This window comes from Stenotrophomonas sp. 220_Sma (genome assembly GCF_056487375.1).
Genome location: NZ_CM151348.1, coordinates 2839533 through 2859540, shown reverse-complemented (window position 1 = coordinate 2859540; position 20008 = coordinate 2839533). Strand labels below are relative to the sequence as shown.

The following is a 20008-nucleotide window of genomic DNA, read 5'->3' as shown; positions in this document are numbered from 1 at the left end:
CGATACCCGCCGGCAATCCATGGCCCCGGTAGTGCCGGCCGCTGGCCGGCAACCCATAGTTCCCGGTAGTGCCGGCCGCTGGCCGGCAGCCGATAGTCTCCGGTAGTGCCGGCCGCTGGCCGGCAACCTCATTCAACTTCAGACAACTCCGAACACCCCTCGAGGCATGGCCTGACGTTCAACGCGCAATGATCGCTCCACCATGGGGCATGAGCAGCCACCGCCTCCGCCTGGGCCGACGTTCCATTGTCGGTCAGGTCTACATTCTGACAACGACCACACATCAGCGCCGCCGGCTCTTTGAAAGCGAAGCTGCAGTGGCATGTGTAATCGACCAGCTTCATTACATCGAACAGCGCGGGCTCGTACAGTCACTCGCATGGGTCGTCATGCCGGATCATGTCCACTGGATGTTCGAGCTGCGTGCAGCTCATCTTCCAGGCATTGCGCGCCGAATGAAGTCGTCGAGCGCGCTTGCCCTGAATCGCCTGGCGGGTCGTCGAAGTACGGTGTGGCAGCCTGGCTACTTCGACCACGCCGTGAGGGCCGAGGAGTCGCTGGCGCGGCAGGCGCTGTACATCCTGGGGAATCCGGTACGCGCCGGTCTTGCCGAGCAGATCGGCGAGTACCCGCATGCGTGGTCGGCCTGGACGTGATGCCGGCCAGCGGCCGGCACTACCGGTTGCGGTGAGGGCTGAGCAGGCGCTGTACATCCTGGGAATCCGGTACGCGCCGGTGTTGCTGGGCAGATTGGCAATTATCCGTATGCGTGGTCGGTCTGGTCGTGATGCCGGCCAGCGGCCGGCACTACCAGGGGTTCGAACATGGCGGTTGCCGGCCAGGGGCCGGCACTACCCGTTGCAGTCAGGGTAGCGTGAAGCGGTAAACCAGCACGCGATTGTCGTTGTCGTACGGGCTGTCGCAGGATTGGCCCTGCATGCGGCAGTGGCGGGCGATGAAGTCGTTGTCGTTGCCGATCAGCAACAGCACGTCGTTCGGATGCTGCGGGTCCAGCGCTGGCAGTACGTCCATGGCTTCCCACTTTTCCGAGAGCAGCCCGGCATGCGGGCCGCGCTTGGTGTTCAGGTCAAGGCCGGCACGCGCCAGCTGGGGGCGGTCGAGCAGGTTCAGCAGTTCGTCGCTGCGTGCGGGCACGATGCCGTCCTTCAACACGGTGCCCGCCGGGTCGGCCAGCACCGAGGCCGTACCGGACTCATAGTTGCTTCCTGCCAGGTTGCTGGCATCGGCCACATCCACCAGCAGCACCGACTTGAAGACGATCGGGTCGTCGCCATCCTTGCCCAGGCCATTGCCATCGCGGGCCAGCAGCAGGAAGCGATGGTCGTCCAACGCACGCAGCTCGCTCTGCGCGGCGGTGCGGTCCAGCTTGCCCTTGCCGTCGTGTGCATAGGCGGGCAGGGCCATCACGTAATGGCCGATCGGTTGCTGTGGCGTCGGCGAGGCCGTCACGTCGTAGACCAGCACGCGGGTGTTGATGCGTCCGGCCGCATTGCCCTGCGCGCTGTCCTGCAGCGTTGCACTCTGCAGGGCGACAAACAGGCGGCTGCCGTCGGGTGACAGGCCCATGCCTTCCACGCCTTGGTTGTTGCGGCGGCCGGTCTGCGGTGGCGCCAGTGAACCGAAGGCGGGCTTGCCATCGCGCTGCGGACGGATCGCCGGCGGCGCCACGATCACGCCCTGCAGCTGGCCCTGTGCATCGAAGTAGTAGACGTTGGCGGTGTACTCATCGCCGATGTAGAAGTGGCCATCGGCGGTGAACTGCAGCGACTCCGCATCCAGCGAGACCTTGCCCGCGCCTGCGCCGCTGGCCGGTGAGGGCAGCACCACCTCGCACTGGGTGATCGTGTGCTCACCCGGGTCGGCACCGGTGAACGGCTGCCCCTTGAAATCCTTCAGTACCACGCCCTTGTCGGGCACCATCGTCAGCGCGCCGAGCGCACCGGGCTTGCCCGGGGTAACGTCGATGCGCAGCTGCATGCGCTCCACGCGACCGGCGTAGTCGTAGAACAGGCCGGCCTCGGGATCATTACGACCGCGGTCGGGCAGGGTCCAGAGCACGCCTTCGTAGCCGCTGGCGGTGCGCTTCCAGGTGCCGGGCTGCACCGCCAGCGACGAAAACGAGCCCAGCGTATCGCCGAGGAAGTCCACCGTGCCCGCGGGCAACCGTCCGGCAGCGACCAGGCCCTTGTCCACATAGGTACGACCGCCCAGCTGCAGGGTGCGCGGTGGTGCACCCGTTGCCTCATGCGGAGCGGAGTATCCGCTGGCGGAGAGGGTGGCCAGCAGCAGGGCGGTCGTGAGCATCAGTGGACTCCGGGCGGAAGATCAGAAGCGAAGGTCGATCGTACCGAACACCTGGCGCGGTGCCGAGGCATGGAACACGTACAGCTTGCCGGCCGGGTCGCTGGGCGCGAACACGCTCGAATCCAGGTTGCTGGCGTAGCGCTTGTTGGTCAGGTTGGTCACGTTGAACGACAGGCGCATGCCCTTGGCGAAGCGGAGCTGGCCGAAGTCGTAGCCGCCGGCCAGGTCGAATACGGTGAAGCCGCCGAAGCCCTGGTCGTTGGTGTAGGTGTAGAAGCGCTCGCCGGTGTACTTGCCACGCAGGCTGGCGAACCAGCCGTTGTCGCGCCAGGTGATCTCGGTGGCCAGCAGCTGCTTGGGCGTATCAGTCTGGATCCTGCCCTTGATCTGCTGCTCGACACCGGCCTGCACGTAGTTGGAGGCGTAGGTCGAACGGTTCAGCGAGGCCGAGGTGTACCAGCTGAAGTGCTCGTTCGGGGTCCACAGCACGGTCAGCTCGGCACCGCGGCTGTCGACGCCGCCGACGTTGTAGAAGCGGTTGCCGCAGGTCGGGCCGACCGGTTGCCGCGAATCGCAGGGGTTGTACTGCAGCAGGCGGTTGTCGAAGCGCACGCTGTAGGCCGCGATCGAGGCCTGCAGAGTATCGGTGACGAAGCGGTAGCCGGCTTCCAGCGAGCGTGACTCCTCCGGCTTCAGGTTGCCCTGCGCATTCCAGGTGGCCTGGCTGACCGCCTGCGGGCCCAGCTTGAAGCCGCCCTGGAACATGGCGATGTTCTCGGCGTAGCTGGCGAAGATTTCGTGGTGCTCGGTCAGGTGGAAGTTGGCGCCGATGCTGGGCAGGAAGTTCTTGCTGGCCTTCAGCGAACCGGTGGCGAACTGGTTGTTGGAGGTCGGCGAGATCGGCGTCTTCGCATCGCCCGGCAGTGCCTGTGCATCGGAGGTGGCGTGCGGGCTCTTGGCGCCGAACTCCAGAGTCAGGCGGTCATCGAGCAGGCGCCAGGTGTCCTTCAGGAAGAACTGGTGAGTCTTCCAGCGCGTGCGTTGGGCAAACACGCCGACATCGGAGGGCAGGGTGTTCATGCCACTCAGGTCACGCGGGCCGTCCACGGCGGTCTGGTAGCGCTCGGCGCTGCTGGTGTTGCGCTCGTACCAGACGCCGCCTTCGATGCGGTGCGCGCCCAGCTCCCAGTCGAACGACAGCGTGCCGCCATCGCGGTCGATGGTGTAGATGGTGTTGCGGAAGATGATCGGGATCTCCTGTGCGGTGCCTTTGTTCGACCAGGCGCCGCTGTTCCAGTTGTGGCCTTCGCCGCGGTCATCGTGGTGGTAGGCCAGGGCGCGCAGGCTGAAGCCATCGGCCAGGAAGAAGTCGCCGGCCAGGTAGTACAGGTTATCGTCGCGCAGGATCTGCCCGGCGGTGAAGGCACCATCGGCATCCTTGTCCGGGCCGCTGCTGTCGCACTTCTTCGCATTGAAGCTGGCGGTGTTGCAGTAGGCCTTGGCCACGGCCTTGTTCCAGTCCGGCGCGTAGCCGCCCCAGTCCCAGCCCAGGCCGCGCGACATCTCGTCCTTGGACAGGTAGAAGTAGTCGGCCTGGGTGGTGCGCGAGGTATCGACGAAACCGGTGATCTGGCCGCGGCCAAAGTTCCACACGCCCTTGGCGTTGAACTGCTTGGTGGTGGATTTGTTGTAGGCGGTCTGGTCGTTCCACAGATCGGAGACGGCATTCATGCCGGAAACGTAGCCGGAGAAGCCGTTGTACTCGCCGCTGTCCACGCGCACGAAGGTGCGGCGGTTGGCATCGCTGCCGAAGGTCTGCACCACGCGGCCGCCGAGTTCCTGGGCCGGGCGGTCGGAGGTATACGAGATGGTGCCGCCGAGGTTGCTGGTGGATGGCGTACCGAGGCTGCCGATGCCCACCGCCAGTTCCGCGCCGGCCATGTTCTCGCTGATCAGCGCACGGTTGATGGTCAGGCCGTTGTAGTTGTTGTACGCGCCGTCGCCCAGCGGCACGCCGTCGAGCGTGTAACCGAGACGAGTGGAGTTGAAGCCGCGCAGGCTCAGTGTCATCGACTGCTCGTTGGTGCCCAGCGCATCGGCCGACTGCGCGTTGACGCCAGGCAGTAGATTGAGCGTCTTCTGCAGGCTGGTGCCCGGCGGCAGGATGTCGAGGTTCTCGCGGGTGATGCGCTGCACCTGGCGCGCTTCACCGCTGCCGATCACCGAAACCGCATCGAGATCGGTGGCGGACGTGCCAGTGGAGGTCGGGGCAGCATCCTGCGCCCAGGCCGCGGGAGCGAGCGCGATCGACAGCGCAGCGGCCAACAAAGTCTTCGTCATGTTACGGACACTCAGGCAGGCACGAGCCACCGCACGGGCGCGGAGCTCATGGAGTTCAAAAGGGGAGACAAGCGATGCGACCGGTGGCGCTGCAGGCGCCGTGGATCAACGTGAAAATGGTGCGCTAGACAGATGACTGTCTGGTGACACCGCTACACGCGTGCATGCCGACGCGTGCATTGGTAGATGCCAACCTTGGTTGGCATGCGCGGCATCGTTGGTGGAGCGCCAACCAAGGTTGGCGTCTACCAGGAGCGCGGAACAGGATTGTCGTATCCAGGGGGGCCGAACGAGGTCGGCATCAACGCGCGATCAACCCGCGTTGCGCGGCTTGCGCGTGCGCTTTGGCTTCGCGGTATCGCCGCCGCTGGCGGCGCCATCCTGCAGCGCCTGCAGCCAGGACAGGGTGTCCACGTAGTCGATGAAGTGGCGCAGGTAACCGGGGCTGGTCGCCTGCATCGTATCGAGCATGCGTTGCACCAGCACCGCCGAGTTCAGCGGGCCGCCGTCGGCGGGGGCTTCGGTGCGCAGCGAGCGGCGCACCTGCAGTTCGCTGCGCAGTTCCGACCACTCGCGCTGCACCTGCTGCAGCATCGGCACCTGCGGGTAATGCGGCAGCGAGCGCGACCCCGCATCGAGATCGCGCACCAGTGCGCGCAGGCCTTCCAGTGCGGGCGGCTTACTTGGCATCCGCGGCCTTGGGCTTGGCAATCGGCGCGATTTCCACGCGCCGGTTGCGCGCGCGGCCGTCTTCGCTGGCATTGGAGCTGACCGGCTGCTCGCTGCCGAACGCGGCGGCGAACACCGCGTCGGCCGGTACGCCATCGGCAATCAACGTGCGGGTCACGGTCAGCGACCGCTGCGCCGACAACTCCCAGTTGTCGGCGAAACGGCGGTTGCCTTCGCGCACCGGCGCGTCATCGGTGAAGCCGCTGACCATCAGGATTTCTTCGCGGCTGCCCAGGTAGGCGGCCAGCGGTGCGGCCAGGCTGCGCAGCAGCTCCTGGCCTTCCGGCTGCAGCTGGTCGGAGTTCAGCGCGAACAGCACGCTGCCACTGATGCCGATGCGTCCATCGACCAGGGTCACGCGACCGGCGGCCAACGGGCCGGCCAGCGCCTGTTCCAGGGTCTGCAGGCGCTTGGCTTCGGCCTGGCGCTGCTTCACTTCCAGGTCCAGCCGCTGCGACAGCTCCAGCTGCACGGCGACCACGCCAACCAGGATCAGCACGAACGCGCCCAGCAGCACCGACATCAGGTCGCCAAAGGCGGCCCAGATCGGGGCGTGCGAACCGCCATCGACCTCCAGCTCGTCGCTCATGCGCTGCCGGCCTTGCCGCGGCGCGTGGCCAGCTGCTGCAGTTCTTCCATCACCTGCTTCTGCGACAGCAGGCTGAGGTCGACCACCTCGCGTGCCTGCGCCACGTAGTAGGCCAGCTGCTCGTCGCTGCGGGCCAGCGAGGCATCCAGTGCGCCGCCGATCTGTTCCAGGCGGCCGGACAGCTCAGCCGAGGCCGTACCGAACTGCTCGACAGCGGAACCGAAGGTGCCGGCCAGCTGGCCGACGTCACCGGCGCTGCCGCTGAGCGCTGCGGCAATGCCATCCAGCTTGCCGGTCTCGGCGGCGATATGGTCGGTGAAGCGGTTGCCGACGCGTTCCAGCAGCTCGGCCGAACCACCGACCAGCGCGTCCACGGCGGTGCGCTGTTCGTGCGAGGCATGGTTGATCGCATCGAGCAGGGTCTGCACGGTGGCCAGCAGCCGGCCGCGTTCTTCCAGCATCGCGTTGTCGCGCACCAGGCTCTCGGAGAGCGTACTGCGCAGCTCGTTGATGACGTCGGCGGCGGCCTTCGGTGCAGCGGCCGCGGTCTGCAGCAGGGTGGACACTTCCGCCAGCGTGGCGCTGGCCTGGGCGCGACCGTTCTCGCCGATCTGCTGCGCGGTGGCTGCCAACGTGTCGCAGACCTGCTGCTGCTGGGTGGCCAGGCGTTCGCCGTTGGCCTGCAGGCGCTCGGCCAGATCGGTGGAAACATGCTGCAGGGCATCGCTCCAGCGCTGCAGGCGCTGTTCGTCGCCGGCCTGCAGCTGGGCCTGCAGCGCGGCGTGGGCCTGCTGTAGTTCGGCACTGACCGCATCCCAGCGCGCCTGGCGCTGCTGCTCGCGGCTGTCCAGGCTGGCCTGCAGTTCGGCGTGCGCGGTGGCGGTGGCGGCCTGCGCGGCCTGCCACTGCTGCGAACGCTGCAGTTCGTGATCCTGCAGCAGCGCCTGGCTGGCGCTGTGGTGCTGTTCCAGTGCCTGCAGCAGCGCCTGCGCACGCGCGTCCAGATGCTCGCTGGTGGCCAGCAATGCCTGCTGCTGGCGTTCGACCAGCGCGGTATTCAATGCCTGCTGCTGTTCGGCGGCGGCGCGCCAGGCCTCGGCATTGCCGCTGGCATCGGCATGCAGGCGCTCGCCGATGCGTGTCACCAGTGCTTCGGCCTGCGTGCCCTGGCCATCGCTGAAGGCCTGCAGGTGCTGACGCAGTTCACTGACCAGTGCCTGCTGTGTCTGGCTCTGTTCACTCAACGCCTTGGCCCAGCTGGCCTCGGTCGCCACGCGGCTGCGCTCGAAGCCTTCGCTCAGGCCAGACAACTGCTGCTGCACCGCCTGTTCGACACGGGCATGCAGCGCCTCACCATGGTGGGCCAGTCCGGCCAGGGTGGTCTCGGCCATCGGCTGCAGCGCGCCACCGATGGCGGCGGCGCTGGCCTCGGCACCTTCGCGTAGCGACTGCTGCAGCGAGACCGCCAGGCGTTCCTGCAGCGCCTGGCTCTGGGTCAGGAACTCGGCCTGGCCGGCCAGCAGGCGCTCATTGGCGGCCGCACTGTGCTGTTCGAAGGTGCTGGTCATCGCCTGCAGGCGGTCGACCAGCGCCGGCAGCGCGGCAGATTGTGCCTGCAGCAGGCGCAGCGATTCGGCGCGCTGCCAGGCCTGCGAGTACGGGTGCAGGTCGCCGGCAATGGCACGGTCCAGCTGCTGCACGGCCTGCAGGCGGTCACGGCGCAGCAGCGCCGCCAGCAGGCCGAGCATGGCCGAGCTGGCCACACCGGCGATCGAGGTGCCGAATGCCACGGCCAGGCCCTGCACCGGCGAGGCCAGCGAGCCGCGGATGGCGGCCATGTCGGTCGCGCTCTGCAGGGCCAGGCCAGTGCCACGCAGCGTGTCCATCATGCCCAGCAGGGTGCCGAGCATGCCCAGCAGCACCAGCAGGCCAACCAGGTACGGGGTCAGCACCGGCGCGGGCAGGGCGGTGCGCTCGCCTTCCACGCGCAGGCGCACGGCGTTGCGCAGGCCCATCGGCACGCGCTCCAGCCAGGGCGCAAGGCTCTCCTTCGCGCTGGACAGGTCACTCAGCGCGCTGCGCAGGCCGCTGCTGGCCTGCCGATAGCGGTACAGCTCCACGCCACCGGCGATGTAGCAGGCCGCGATGATTGCCGCCACCGCTGCACCCAGCGGATGCACCGAAACGTAGCCAATGCCGATCCAGCACACGGCCAGCAGGCCGACAAGGAAAACAACGACATGGAAAGCAGTTCTGGACATGGTGTTCCGGTCAGTGGGAGCGCAGGGCGTCTTGCAGCCCTTCGATCGGGTGGAAGCGCAGCTGCAGCTCGGCAAGCAGCAGGGTGCGCATGTCATGGCGGAAGGCCGCGCGCCAGCCGGGCTGGCCATGCACGCGTTCAAAACGGGCGCCGAGCACCGCCGGCGCGGTGGCCAGCAGGCTGTGCTCGCGCGGGGTGAGGGTCTGTTCCATCACCGCATCGACCTCGGCCAGCCGTGCCAGCTCGGGTGAAACCTGCACCAGCTGGTCGCGCAGGCGGCCGCGCAGGCGCCCGGTGGCGGTCTGGATGGCCTGCTGCAGTACCCGGTAGCGCTGGCGCAGCGAGGCGAAGTTGGGTGCGGCGGCGGCTTCGGCCAGGTCCAGCAGGCGCTCGGCCTCGGCATCCTCACTGATCGAGGCCAGCAGGCTGGCATGGGCCTGGGCGCAGTCGTCCAGCACATCCCCGGCCGCTTCGGTGGCCTCACCCGGCTCGGGCAGGCGTCCGCCGAGCGCCCCGGACAGGGCCACGGCACGGCTCCAGTCCACCCATTGGCCGAGGCGATCGGTCAGGGCGGGACTGCTGGCCGGCATCGCGCCGTCGCTGAGACGGGCGAGCAGGCGGAGGAATTCCGGTCCACCCAGGACCGGCTGCGCTGCGTTCGCCATCAAGGGGTGAGGGGCCAAAAACCGTTGATTTTACAACCAGATGACCCGGCCTGGATGAAGGCGGGGCGGGGGGAGGGGACCAGCAGGCGCGACAAGGCTTAGAATGACCGGCTGCACCCATCCCGTTCGACCCTTGGAGTACCCAATGACTGTTGCGCAGTTCTACCCGATCGGCACCCCCGGACAGCCCTGGGGCGACGCGGAACGCGCACAGTGGCGGGCGCGCCAGCAGCGCCAGCGCAGCTACCATGACGACGTGGTGGCCGCCCTTGAACGCCTGGACGACAGCTTCGACGTGATCCAGTACGGCCAGTTGGACTATGCGCCGGACCATTACCCGCTGTTCGCCGTGGTCAACCACGACTGGAACCCGGCGTTGCCGACCGCGCTGATCACCGGCGGCGTGCATGGTTACGAGACCAGCGGCGTGCATGGCGCCCTGCAGTTCCTGGAGCAGCAGGCCGAGCGTTACCTGGGCCGGCTGAACCTGATCGTGGCGCCGTGCGTCAGCCCGTGGGGCTACGAGCGCATCCAGCGCTGGAACCCGGATGCCATCGACCCGAACCGCAGCTTCCGTGACGGTGGCCAGATCGAAGAGGCCGCCGCGCTGATGCGCTGGGTGGCTGAGCGCAAGCCGAACCTGCTGGTGCACCTGGACCTGCACGAGACCACCGACAGCGACCTGCACGAGTTCGATCCAGCGCGCTGCGCCCGCGACGGCAAGCCGTTCGAGCGCGACACCATTCCGGATGGCTTCTACGTGATCGGCAACAGCGAAGATCCGCAGGCGGAATTCCAGAAGGCATTGATCACCGCCGTTGCCCCGGTCACCCACATCGCCCCGGCAGACGCCGAAGGCAACCTGGTCGGCCTGCCGCTGCAGTCGCCAGGCGTGGTCTGGGGTGAGTCGCGTTCGATCGGCGCCTGCGCCGGCTTCACCGACGCGCGCTTTGCCACCACCACCGAGGTCTACCCGGACAGCCCGCGTACCAACCCGCAGGAATGCAATGATGCGCAGGTGGCGGCGGTGTGCGCAGGCCTGGATTTCGCCCTGACGAAGTAAGGCACGTGGGTGTGCAAGCGGACCCGGCAGGTTCCTGCACGATGCGCCGGGTCACAGGATCGATTGTCGGGTTACGATCGGGCGATGACCACGATCAAGATTCTGCTCTGGCCATCACTCGTATCGGTCCTGGTGGCGACGACCGCACTCGGTGGATGCAAGCTGTCGGCGCCTGATCTGACGCCGCCGCGGGTGATCCAGCTGTCCTGCAGCAGCACAAGCGCCACGCCCCAGGCGCCGATGGTGTTGATCCTGGACTCCGGCCAGGCGTCGGTGGTCTGGGTCAACCGTCCGAGCGCGCGCGCGGGCAGGCTGGAGGTGGAGGCAAACGTGTATCGGCTGGATTTTCCGCCGGTCGCTGGCGCGGGCAGGCTGCAGGCGGTGATCAACCGCTACGACGGTAGAATGGCGTTGAGCGGGCCCGGCACAGATGTGGCCGGCGCTGCCCAGCCGCAGATGTCCTGTGAGGTACAGCCTGTGCAGCCCAAGGTATGAACATGCCCGATACATCGTCTGATCTGATTGCCGTGCTTACCGGCGACCTGGTCAAGTCCACGGAGATGGACGCGGCCACCATTGATGACGTCCGTGAAGTGATTTCCGTTGCCGTGGCCCAGGCCATGGAGTGGCCTTTGCCGGGCATTGTCGGGCCCGAGTTCTACCGGGGCGACGCCTGGCAGCTGGCGGTCACCCAGCCGCACGGTTTCCTGAGGTTGGCGACCTGGATCAAGGCCAAGCTTGCCGCATCGGAGTCGCGGGCGCGCACCCGGATCGCGATTGGACTGGGTACGGTAGAGGCATTGGACCGGAAGGCGGTGTCGCGTTCGCTGGGTGAGGCATTCGTGCTGTCCGGTCGGTTGCTTGAATCCATGGGGCGCACGCAGGACATGGACGTAGCCCTGCCAGTACAACGGGAGGATCTGTACTGGTTACCGGCAGTGGTGTCTGCCTGCGATGTTATTGTCGCGCGCTGGACACGCAGTCAGGCTGAGGTGGCGTCGTTGTTTCTGATCCCCGATGCCCCCTCGCAGTTGGAAGCTGCCAATGCGTTGAACCGGCACCGACAATCGGTGAACCGGGTCTATCACGATGCTGGCGTCTTTGCCTTGCTGGCGCTGATCACCGCGGCTGAACGTGCACTGATGCAGCCGTACGGGAGCGTTCACGGTTCTGGAAAAGCAACTAAATAGCGTTGCTTTGGCTTAAGCAACTAAATTTCGTTGCTTTTCGCGGCGACTTGGCTATCGCGAAGCGAGCCACAGGAAGGACTCACAGGCAGAAAGGACATGCTTGAAACGCTGCTCGTACTGTTGACCGCTCACCTTGTCGCCGATTTCGTGCTGCAGACCACGAAGATGATCGCGCGCAAGCAGGAACTGCATGGCCTGCTGCTGCACGTAGCAGTGGTGCTGCTCGTCATCGCCGCGCTGACCGGTTCAATCAACCCATGGGTCTATCTCATCATCGGTTTCAGCCATGCGGTGATGGACTGGATCAAGGTGCATTGGCTCCCCGATGGCGTGCACGCATTCGTCATTGACCAGTTGGTGCATATCGCCTTCATCGTGTTGATCGCGTTGATGTTCCCTCACGTTGCCCGCGATGGCTGGTACGGGATGATCCCGACCCAGGTCCAACTGTTGATGTATCAGGGCATGTCGATCGCGAGCGGCTTGATCCTGGTGGTCAACGTCGGCGGCGTCCTGGTGGAGAAGCTGCTTGCGCCGTTCACGGCAGGACTCAATATGGGAAGCGCCGAATCGGCGCCTACGACCGCAGCCGTGCAGAGCGACGATCACAAGGGCATGCAGACCGCAGGGCGCTATATCGGGCGGCTGGAAAGAGGCTTGATCTTCATGTTCCTGCTGCTGGGCCAGCCGGAGGGCGTGGGGTTGATGCTGGCCGCCAAATCGGTGCTGCGCTTCGCCGACCGGCAGGCGCGGGCACACACCGAATATGTGATCATCGGTACCATGCTCAGCTTCGGTTGGGCCATCGCCGCAACCATGTTGACCAAGCTCGCCATCTCGCATTGGCGCTAGCGGCTGCGGCGTTGTGGCGCCGGGCCATGCCCGGCGGATCGGGCGCGAGCTAACCCAGCAGGATCACGCCCCACACCGTGCCGACCATCAGCAGTGCGGTGGTCTGGGCGGCGCTGCCCATGTCCTTGGCGTTCTTGGACAGTGGGTGGTGGTCAAGCGAGATGCGGTCGACCACCGCTTCGATGGCCGAGTTCAGTAGCTCCACCAGCAGGCTGATGAAGCAGACCGCCAGCACCACGGCGCGTTCGACCTGGCTGATGTCCAGCACGAACGCGGTGGTGATCAGCAGCGCATGCAGCAGCAACAGCTGCCGGAAGGCGGCTTCGCCACGGAAGGTGGCGATGAAGCCGTCGCGCGAATGGATCAGCGTGTAGAAGATGCGGCGAAGGCCGGTCTTGCCATGCGGGTACTTGCCGCTGTCCTTGGGGGAGGGTGGCTGCATGCCGGTCCTGCCATGAAGTGATCTCACGACAGGATGTGCAGGCGGGCGTCGGGAAAGCGTCGGACGCCCGTTGGATTTTCCTTCAGCCGGCCTGGCGCTGCGCCTGGATGGTCTGGTCGAGGGCATCCAGATCGTCCGTCGGCGAGGCCAGCCATGCCGGGTACGCCTCGGTCTCGACGAAGGCGGAGGATCGCAGCACATCATCGAACGCCGGATTGTCCTTCTCCGGGTGGCGCAGCAGGCCGGACATCAGCCCGCAGATGCGGACGGCCGCCTGGAAGGCGCCCTGCAGAGAACCGGCCGGCTCGGTGACCGTGTTGAGGAAGGCCGCATAGGCCGGGCCATCGAACACGAAATCCTCGCGGTTCTTGAATGCTTCGCCGCTGAGGTTGGTTTCGCCGGAGACGTGCCGGGAGAATCCCCAGGACCAGATGTCGAGGAAGCGCAGGTCATCCAGCATCCGGCGCGCATCGTCATTCAGTGGAACGGCGCCGGACAGGGCGTGCTCCAGCGTGGCCGCTGCGAACGGCTCGGTGCCCTGGTGGGCCAGGAAATCGCTCAGGCAGCGCAGTGCAGCGGGATGATGCGGGTCCAGTTGCAGCGCACGGTAGATCACGCGGGCGCCTTCCACGTGACGGCCCTGGGCGATGAAGATGTTGAACGCGTGGTGGGCGAGCTGGTCGGCGTTGAGGTCGGCAATCCGGGTCATCGGGTCTGGCTGGCATGGACGAACGGTGGGCACCAGTCTGACAGATCACTCATTCGGCCGGGCTGCGTGAATCGCGGATCGATGTCTTCCGGTTTGTCGGAGAAGAACAGGCCCATGTAGGTCGGCTTGTCCTTGTTGATCAGCGAGGTGCGGAACGATTCGACCACCTGTTCGATGGCTTTTCCATCGGCTGGACTGTGGGCTGGACTGTTGTTGCCGGCATGGCCTGGCGACGCTGACAGCAGAAGCGCGAGGAGGGCGAGTGGTGCTCTTGATGTCTGCATCTGCAGCTTCCGGGGACAAGGGGATGCTGTCGGGACGTTTCGTTACATCAGTGCCCCGGCGGATCCTCTCATTCAACGATGCAGCGCGTCGATGATCAACCCGGTAGCAATCTCCACCAGCAGGTACTCGCTATCGGACTGCCGGACCCAACGCTGGTCGCGGCCCGGCTCGCGCAGGTGGTAGCGCGCATAGTCATCCACCCAGTAACGGCGGTCCACTTCCGCCCATGGCAGGCGCTCGCCGCGACGCCAGGCCTTCTTCTGCCAGCCCGGCGGCGGTGCATCACGGTTGTGCGGGCCACCGGCGTGCGGCGGTGGCCCGTTGCCGCGCGCATGGTGCGGCGGATCGGCGAAGGCCGGTGCCGCGGCCAGCGCGGCAGCCGTGGTCAAAACGATGGCGAACAAGCGTGCGGTGTTCATCGCAACCTCCGGGCCTTGCCGCTGCATGCGGCGTCGTGCCGTGAAGTATGGATCAGGGAGTGTGAACGGACTTTTGAGCTGTCACCGTTGCAGCAGGGCGCATTCCACGGCGTTGCAATTTGCGGCTCGGGCACGACGCAGCGGCCTCCGGCATGGCTGCCTCAGGCGCGCTCGCGTACCTCATACCAGTTGCGTGACCGGTTCACGATCTTCACCACCGAAAGCATCACGGGGACTTCAATCAGCACCCCCACCACCGTGGCCAGCGCCGCACCGGAGTGGACACCGAAAAGGCCCACGGCCGTCGCCACCGCCAGTTCGAAGAAGTTGCTTGCGCCGATCAGTGCCGACGGCCCGGCCACACAATGCGCCACACCCAGGCGCCGGTTGAGCAGGTAGGCCAGGCCGGAGGTGAAATAGACCTGGATCAGGATCGGGACCGCGATCAACGCAATCACCAGCGGCTGCTGCACGATCTGCTGGCCCTGGAACCCGAACAGCAGCACCAGCGTCAGCAGCAGCGCCGACAGTGACAGTGGCCCCAGCTGGCGCAGCGCCGTCTGCAGCCCGGATTCGCCATGGCGCGACAGGATCCAGCGCCGCAGCAATGCGGCCACCAGTACCGGAACCACGATGTACAGGCCGACCGACAGCAGCAGCGTATCCCACGGTACGGTGATGGCCGACAGCCCCAGCAGCAGCGCCACCACCGGCGCATAGGCCACCACCATGATCGCGTCGTTCAGTGCCACCTGGCTCAGTGTGAAGTTGGCATCGCCGCGGCACAGGTTGCTCCATACGAACACCATGGCCGTGCAGGGCGCGGCCGCCAGCAGGATCAGGCCGGCGATGTAGCTGTCGATCTGGCCGGCGGGCAGCCAGTCCGCAAAGACGTGACGCAGGAAGAGCCAGCCCAGCAGCGCCATCGAGAACGGCTTCACCGCCCAGTTGATGAACAGCGTCACCCCGATGCCTTTCCTGTGCTGGCCCAGCTGGCGCATGGCACCGAAATCCACCCTCAGCAGCATCGGGATGATCATCAGCCAGATCAGCACCGCCACCGGCAGGTTGACCTTGGCCACTTCAGCCGCCGCCAGGGAGGAGAAAGCACCGGGCAGGAAGTGCCCGAGCAGCGTGCCGACGATGATGCACAGCGCGACCCAGAGCGTCAGGTGGCGCTCGAACAGGCCCATGGGTGCCGCTGTGCTCATGGCGTGCGCGCTGCCGGCAGCAGGTGGCCGATCTGGTCCAGCGCCTGCTGCAGCATTCCGCGGTCTTGCCACACGTGCCCGGGCAGTGCCAGCAGGGCCTGCACGCGTGCCTTCACGATGGCATGCGCGTGGGCGAAGGCGGCGGCCTTGTCGGCATCGCTGCCCTCTGCCTCGGCTGGGTCCGGCAGACCCCAATGGCTACGGATGAAATCACCAAACACTACGGGGCAGGCTTCCGCTGCCGCTGCATCGCAGACGGTGATCACCAGATCCATCGGAGCCGCGTCGGCGAACTCATCCCAGGATTTGCTGCGCAGTCCCGCGACCGGCATGCCTTCGGCGCGAAGCTGTGCAAGCGCGAATGGATTGACCTGGCCGGTCGGGTGGCTGCCGGCACTGAAGGCAGTGAAGCGGTCGCCGCCCCACGCGCGCAGGGTGGCTTCGGCCAGCACGCTGCGGGCGCTGTTGCCGGTGCAGAGAAACAGGATGGAGCGGGACATGAAGGCGTTTCCGAATCAGCAGCTGCAGGGATTGCCCAACGGCGCGCACTGTTCGCTGGGCGAACCGGCGCAGCAGTTGTGCGTGAGGTACTCGATCAGGCCGGTCATTGCGCTGAAATTCGCGCGGTAGCAGACGTGGCGGCCCTGGCTCTCGCTCTCGACCAGGCCGGCCTGTACCAGCTCCTTCAGGTGGAAGCTGAGGGTGGCGGGAGGAACCTGGAGCGTTGCGGCGATGTCGCCGGCCATGCGACCGGCCGGGCCGGCTTCGACCAGCAGGCGGAAGGCTGCCAGGCGGGTGGCGTGGCCGAGCGCGGTGAGCGCAGCGATTGCATTTGACGTTTCCATATTTCTAGAATAGTCGAATGAACAAGCCGATCACAAGTCCTTCGCTGCCCCATCTGAGGGAGGCTTCGCTTCCCCAGCCAGATCACCAGCGGTTGGCGGCCGAACGCCAGGGACCGCCACGCATCCTGCTGCTGTATGGCTCACTGCGTCCGCAATCGTCCAGCCGCAAGCTGGCACTGGAGGCCGAACGCCTGCTGCAGCATCTGGGCTGCGAAACGCGCGTGTTCGATCCAAATGCCTTGCCGCTACTGGATAGCGTGGACAAGGGGCACCCGGAAGTGCAGCGGCTGCGCGAGTGGTCGCACTGGTCGGAAGGGCAGGTGTGGGTCAGCCCGGAGCGGCACGGCACGGTGACCGGTGTGTTCAAGAACCAGATCGACTGGCTGCCACTGGAAGATGGCAGCGTGCGGCCGACCCAGGGCAGGACGCTGGCGGTGATGCAGGTCTGCGGCGGATCGCAGTCGTTCAAGACGGTCAATACGCTGCGGGTACTGGGCCGTTGGATGCGCATGCTGACCATCCCCAACCAGTCGTCGGTGGCCAAGGCCTGGCAGGAGTTCGACGAAGACGGGCGGATGAAGCCTTCGCCCTACTACGATCGCGTGGTGGATGTGGTCGAAGAACTGGTGAAGTTCACGCTGCTCACCCGTGGCCGCGCCGACTACCTCGTGGATCGTTACAGCGAGCGCAAGGGCGATGCGTTGGCGGCGGAGCTGGCGCGGGCGGCGGGAGCGACCGGCGTCTAAGGCGGGTGCCGAATCGCGTGCGGTTCCTGCTCAGCTAGCTGTGTAAACCCACTACGTTGTTCAGCGGCACTCTGGAGATAGGTGGCTGGCCGCCGATCGCCATATGGGGACGATGCCAGTTGTAGTGGTGCAGCCATTGGTTCAGAACGGAATTGCGCTGGTCCGAGGATGCGTACTCGCAGGCGTAGGCCCACTCGCGCAGGCTGGTCTGGATGAAGCGCTCGGCTTTGCCATTGGTCCGCGGCGTGTAGGGCTTGGTTCTGATGTGCTTGATTCCAAGGGATTTGAGCAGCTTGGCAAAGGCGGTGGAGCGATAGCAGGCACCGTTGTCGGTCAGGATCCGCTTGAAGGTGATTCCCAGGCTGGCGTAGTACTCCAGAGCGCCCAGCAACGCCTGGCAGGCGGTTTCGCCCTGTTCGTTGGGGTGGACGCTGCTGAAGGCCACTCGGGAGTGATCGTCGATGGCCACGTGGACGTAGCCCCAGCCACCGCCCGCGGCGTTTCCCCGGCGTTTGGCATCGGTTCTGTGCCCTGGCCGCTGGAAGTTGCCCAGCTTCTTGATGTCCAGGTGCAGCAGCCCTCCTGGCTGATCATATTCGTATCGGATGACCTCCTTGGGCGAATCAAGCTGACACAGCCGATTGAGGCCGTGGGCGCGCATCAGCCTTGAAATCGTACTGTGGCCGACCCCCAGTGCCTTGGAGATGGTCAGGTAGGTCTGCCGCTTACGGCGGCGTTCCTTGATCTGCTCGACCACCAGCTCCGGCGTGGCGTGCGGCGTCTGGTGAGGCTTTGAGCTGCGGTTCTCCAAGCCCGATGGCCCCAACTCCCGGAATCGGCCGAGCCATTTGTAAGCCGTACGCACGCTGACGCCACACGCCTGAGCTGCTTCTTCCGGGCGCAGGCCCTCGTGAAGGATGCGGTGAACAAGAAGTGCTCGACTATGGACGGTCAAACGGGCATTTTTATGGTGGTTCATCCGGGCTCTTTGGGGTCTGGAAAGGTGTGGTAACCGCCATTTTCCAAAGATGTCCCGGATGAACAACCTACAGAGAGATCACAGCTAGCCGGCGCAGGCTGCAGGGCTTCCAGTACCCGGCAGTCGGCCACGCGCCCGCCGGGGCAGTTGCCGATCATCCGCTGCAGTTCGCCCTGCAACGCCTGCAGGTCGGCAATCCTGCGCGCGATGTCGGCAATGTGTGCCTTCACCACGTCATCCACCGAACTGCACTGGTGCTCGCGTTGTTCGCCGAAGGCGATCAGTTCGCGGATCTGCTCGATGGCGAACCCCAGCTCGCGCGCACGGCGCACGAATGCCAGCCGCCGTTGATCCTGCGCGCCGTAGCAGCGGTAGTTGCCCTGCGAACGCAACGGCGGCTGCAGCAGCCCGATCTTTTCGTAATAGCGGATGGTCTCTGCCTTGGTGCCGGTGTGGCGGGCCAGTTGGCCGATGGTAAGTGGGGCTGTCATGGGCTTGACCTTGTAGGGGCTACAAGGTTGATAAAGGCAGCTCCCTTTCATTTCAAGCCCGGGCGCGCCCGGCGGAGCGCCCCCATGGACCAGTGCTGCGGCCACAAACGCCAGGAGCTGGCATCGATAGCGCTGCACAGCGCCCAGCGGCGGGTGCTGGTGGCGGTGCTGGCAATCAACCTGGCGATGTTCTTCATCGAGTTCGGCGCGGGCCTTGCCGCGCGATCCAGCGCCCTGCAGGCCGACGCGGTCGACATGCTGGGGGATGCCATCGTCTATGGCCTGAGCCTGTGGGCGGTAAACCGGGGCGCGCGCTGGGAGGCGGGCGCGGCGCTGGCCAAGGGTCTGCTGATCCTGGCCTTCTTCGTGTTCATCGTGTTCGAAGTGGCCGGCAAGCTGGTCAATGGGGTGCCACCGTCCAGCACGCTGATGCTGGTGTTCGGTGGCATTGCCCTGGTGGCGAACCTCACCTGCCTGGCGCTGCTGTGGCGTTTCCGCGGGTTGAACATCAACATGAAGAGCACGTTCGAGTGCTCGCGCAATGACGTGGCCGCGAACCTGGGGGTGCTGGTGGCCGCAGGTGGCGTGGCCATGACCGGGCGCGGCTGGCCGGATATTGTCGTTGGCGCAGTGATCGCCCTGTTGTTCCTGAGGTCGGCAGTGGGCGTGATCGCTGAAGCGTGGCCGGCATGGCGGGCAGCACGCCGACAGTGACTCAGTTGCGGTGGTGCCTGCTTGGGCAGACTGCCACCTGTTGGCTGCGCTGATCGATCAGCACCACTGCTTCCTGCAGCGCATGGGCGCCCACCACCGCTTCCGGATAGCGGTCGGACACCCGTACGTGCAACCCCTGCAGTGCCAGGCCGCCAATCAATACGGTGGCATCCAGCCGTGCGCGTCCGCCATCGACCTCGCCGTGACTGAGGGTCAGTCGATCCCCGGTGGTCACTGCGGCACCGGCTGCCCGCCGGAAGAGTGCCGTGGGCAGCACCATCGCGACGTTGGCGCCGGTGTCCAGCTGCGCCTCTGTGGTCACTGTTCCAATCGTCACCGGGATGCGGAAGGCGCGTGAGTAGGCGAGCGTGTCCGGTTGCGCGGGCAGGAGGTCGATGTCGCGGCGGAACTGCAGGCGCCGTTGCGGGTAATCGATGATCAGCACGCCATCAGCGAAGAATCCGCGCGCAAGGATGCCGTCGAACACTGGGTCTTTGGATTGCCGTGCGTTGTAGTCGCGGGTGAGCGCGGTCACGTCGCTGTGGCGCAGCCCGCCGAGCGCGAGGGCGTTGATGCGCACCGTATCGGCCCAGGCTGTCTGCACGCCGTCGGAGTGGCGGGTGCTGGCGTCCGCGGGTAGCGCCAGTTTCCGCACCAGGCGGCTGTCCGCGCGGGCCATGCCGCTGGCGCCGGTATCGATGGCGAAGCGGTACGGGCCGCTGCCGTTGACCTGCACCTGCACATGGATGCGCCCGTCGATGACGTCAAAGGGAACGTCGATGATGCGCTCGCCCGGGCGGGCGGGGAGGGTACAGGTGCTATCCGCCACGGGTGAGGCGAGGGTGGCCACGGGAAGCGTCAGCAGAGTGAGGATGGCGATGGCAGTGCTGCGCCAACGGCGAGTGCCGAGTGCGGTACGGTGATGCGGGGGAATGCGCCTCATGATCCTGTTCCATGGGTGTCCAGGATCTTCTGATGCGTGAGGGGTGCAGGCGGTTGCAGGTGTTTCCTGCCCGCAGGCTGCTCCGAAAGCTGTCGCGGTAATCGGCTGGATCTGGAATCCGCGCGGGTGGAAATGTGACGGATGTCGCGGGCCTTGACTTGAATATGTCATCACCTTCAACGATAAAGGCGGCATGTGGCACTGCCGCATT

General features: G+C 66.1%; 23 protein-coding genes. 7 read left to right on the top strand and 16 right to left on the bottom strand.

The genetic code is table 11. The features are described from left to right. Positions 1 to 209 precede the first annotated feature (209 nt). The gene (locus ACZLIB_RS13440; protein WP_164080072.1) at positions 210 to 656 is read left to right on the top strand and encodes an REP-associated tyrosine transposase; all 447 of its coding nucleotides are present in this window, start codon (positions 210 to 212) and stop codon (positions 654 to 656) included. Positions 657 to 864: 208 nt separating this feature from the next. On the opposite strand, the gene ACZLIB_RS13435 is transcribed toward ACZLIB_RS13440, so the two are convergent. From ACZLIB_RS13435 to ACZLIB_RS13410, 6 genes are all read right to left on the bottom strand, one after another. Beyond that, positions 865 to 2325 (bottom strand): esterase-like activity of phytase family protein, encoded by a 1461-nt coding sequence (locus ACZLIB_RS13435; protein WP_478467858.1) that lies wholly within the window; start codon positions 2323 to 2325, stop codon positions 865 to 867. Positions 2326 to 2346: 21 nt separating this feature from the next. After that, positions 2347 to 4665 carry a TonB-dependent receptor gene (locus ACZLIB_RS13430; RefSeq protein WP_478467856.1) on the bottom strand — a complete coding sequence of 773 codons (2319 nt, stop codon included), beginning with the start codon at positions 4663 to 4665 and terminating at the stop codon, positions 2347 to 2349. A gap of 312 nt (positions 4666 to 4977) precedes the next feature. Further along, positions 4978 to 5427 carry a DUF2894 domain-containing protein gene (locus ACZLIB_RS13425; protein ID WP_329913325.1) on the bottom strand — a complete coding sequence of 150 codons (450 nt, stop codon included), beginning with the start codon at positions 5425 to 5427 and terminating at the stop codon, positions 4978 to 4980. Continuing rightward, positions 5345 to 5983 carry an OmpA family protein gene (locus ACZLIB_RS13420; RefSeq protein ID WP_478467854.1) on the bottom strand — a complete coding sequence of 213 codons (639 nt, stop codon included), beginning with the start codon at positions 5981 to 5983 and terminating at the stop codon, positions 5345 to 5347. The genes ACZLIB_RS13425 and ACZLIB_RS13420 overlap by 83 nt, the downstream gene beginning before the upstream one ends. Beyond that, the gene (locus tag ACZLIB_RS13415) at positions 5980 to 8244 is read right to left on the bottom strand and encodes a DUF802 domain-containing protein (RefSeq protein WP_478467853.1); all 2265 of its coding nucleotides are present in this window, start codon (positions 8242 to 8244) and stop codon (positions 5980 to 5982) included. The genes ACZLIB_RS13420 and ACZLIB_RS13415 overlap by 4 nt, the downstream gene beginning before the upstream one ends. Before the next feature lie 10 nt (positions 8245 to 8254). Next, entirely contained in the window at positions 8255 to 8908 is a 654-nt protein-coding gene (locus tag ACZLIB_RS13410) for a DUF3348 family protein (protein ID WP_049401300.1), read from the bottom strand. Between the two features lie 145 nt (positions 8909 to 9053). On the opposite strand from ACZLIB_RS13410, the gene ACZLIB_RS13405 reads away from it, so the two are divergent. The 4 genes from ACZLIB_RS13405 to ACZLIB_RS13390 all read left to right on the top strand — a co-directional run bounded on the left by ACZLIB_RS13405 (position 9054) and on the right by ACZLIB_RS13390 (position 12013). Continuing rightward, the gene (locus tag ACZLIB_RS13405; protein ID WP_125895728.1) at positions 9054 to 9971 is read left to right on the top strand and encodes a M14 family metallopeptidase; all 918 of its coding nucleotides are present in this window, start codon (positions 9054 to 9056) and stop codon (positions 9969 to 9971) included. A gap of 84 nt (positions 9972 to 10055) precedes the next feature. Then, positions 10056 to 10466: a hypothetical protein gene (locus tag ACZLIB_RS13400; RefSeq protein ID WP_478467852.1), complete on the top strand. Its 411-nt coding sequence runs from the start codon at positions 10056 to 10058 to the stop codon at positions 10464 to 10466. Next, a complete protein-coding gene (locus ACZLIB_RS13395) occupies positions 10463 to 11161 on the top strand; it encodes a hypothetical protein (RefSeq protein ID WP_152907374.1) in 699 nt (232 codons plus the stop codon). The genes ACZLIB_RS13400 and ACZLIB_RS13395 overlap by 4 nt, the downstream gene beginning before the upstream one ends. 96 nt (positions 11162 to 11257) lie before the next feature. Continuing rightward, positions 11258 to 12013: a DUF3307 domain-containing protein gene (locus ACZLIB_RS13390; protein WP_134951469.1), complete on the top strand. Its 756-nt coding sequence runs from the start codon at positions 11258 to 11260 to the stop codon at positions 12011 to 12013. A 49-nt stretch (positions 12014 to 12062) separates the two neighbouring features. Here ACZLIB_RS13390 and ACZLIB_RS13385 read toward each other — a convergent pair whose 3' ends face one another. The 7 genes from ACZLIB_RS13385 to ACZLIB_RS13355 form a co-directional block, all read right to left on the bottom strand. Further along, entirely contained in the window at positions 12063 to 12455 is a 393-nt protein-coding gene (locus ACZLIB_RS13385; protein ID WP_180844397.1) for a diacylglycerol kinase, read from the bottom strand. An 82-nt stretch (positions 12456 to 12537) separates the two neighbouring features. Beyond that, entirely contained in the window at positions 12538 to 13164 is a 627-nt protein-coding gene (locus tag ACZLIB_RS13380; RefSeq protein WP_478467851.1) for a hypothetical protein, read from the bottom strand. Beyond that, positions 13161 to 13448 carry a hypothetical protein gene (locus ACZLIB_RS13375; protein WP_404830378.1) on the bottom strand — a complete coding sequence of 96 codons (288 nt, stop codon included), beginning with the start codon at positions 13446 to 13448 and terminating at the stop codon, positions 13161 to 13163. The genes ACZLIB_RS13380 and ACZLIB_RS13375 overlap by 4 nt, the downstream gene beginning before the upstream one ends. A 72-nt stretch (positions 13449 to 13520) precedes the next feature. Then, positions 13521 to 13868 carry an RcnB family protein gene (locus ACZLIB_RS13370; RefSeq protein WP_180844400.1) on the bottom strand — a complete coding sequence of 116 codons (348 nt, stop codon included), beginning with the start codon at positions 13866 to 13868 and terminating at the stop codon, positions 13521 to 13523. A 161-nt stretch (positions 13869 to 14029) separates the two neighbouring features. Further along, positions 14030 to 15061, bottom strand: a complete 1032-nt coding sequence (gene arsB, locus ACZLIB_RS13365; protein ID WP_478469930.1) for an ACR3 family arsenite efflux transporter — start codon at positions 15059 to 15061, stop codon at positions 14030 to 14032. A gap of 14 nt (positions 15062 to 15075) precedes the next feature. Further along, positions 15076 to 15579, bottom strand: coding sequence for an arsenate reductase ArsC (locus ACZLIB_RS13360; RefSeq protein ID WP_132810281.1), 504 nt, complete (start codon positions 15577 to 15579; stop codon positions 15076 to 15078). A 15-nt stretch (positions 15580 to 15594) separates the two neighbouring features. Beyond that, a complete protein-coding gene (locus ACZLIB_RS13355; RefSeq protein WP_478444730.1) occupies positions 15595 to 15924 on the bottom strand; it encodes an ArsR/SmtB family transcription factor in 330 nt (109 codons plus the stop codon). A 17-nt stretch (positions 15925 to 15941) separates the two neighbouring features. Here ACZLIB_RS13355 and arsH point away from each other — a divergent pair, with 17 nt between their 5' ends. Next, the gene (arsH, locus tag ACZLIB_RS13350) at positions 15942 to 16670 is read left to right on the top strand and encodes an arsenical resistance protein ArsH (protein ID WP_478467850.1); all 729 of its coding nucleotides are present in this window, start codon (positions 15942 to 15944) and stop codon (positions 16668 to 16670) included. A 34-nt stretch (positions 16671 to 16704) separates the two neighbouring features. Here arsH and ACZLIB_RS13345 read toward each other — a convergent pair whose 3' ends face one another. Together ACZLIB_RS13345 and ACZLIB_RS13340 are read right to left on the bottom strand one after the other, a co-directional pair. Next, complete coding sequence (locus ACZLIB_RS13345; protein ID WP_478469928.1) at positions 16705 to 17649, bottom strand: IS481 family transposase; 945 nt, start codon at positions 17647 to 17649, stop codon at positions 16705 to 16707. Beyond that, positions 17646 to 18140, bottom strand: a complete 495-nt coding sequence (locus ACZLIB_RS13340) for a MerR family transcriptional regulator (protein WP_478467848.1) — start codon at positions 18138 to 18140, stop codon at positions 17646 to 17648. The genes ACZLIB_RS13345 and ACZLIB_RS13340 overlap by 4 nt, the downstream gene beginning before the upstream one ends. A gap of 84 nt (positions 18141 to 18224) precedes the next feature. Here ACZLIB_RS13340 and ACZLIB_RS13335 point away from each other — a divergent pair, with 84 nt between their 5' ends. Continuing rightward, entirely contained in the window at positions 18225 to 18854 is a 630-nt protein-coding gene (locus ACZLIB_RS13335; RefSeq protein ID WP_257470772.1) for a cation efflux transmembrane domain-containing protein, read from the top strand. Between the two features lies 1 nt (position 18855). On the opposite strand, the gene ACZLIB_RS13330 is transcribed toward ACZLIB_RS13335, so the two are convergent. Further along, entirely contained in the window at positions 18856 to 19797 is a 942-nt protein-coding gene (locus tag ACZLIB_RS13330) for an aspartyl protease family protein (RefSeq protein ID WP_478467847.1), read from the bottom strand. Positions 19798 to 20008: the final 211 nt, after the last annotated feature.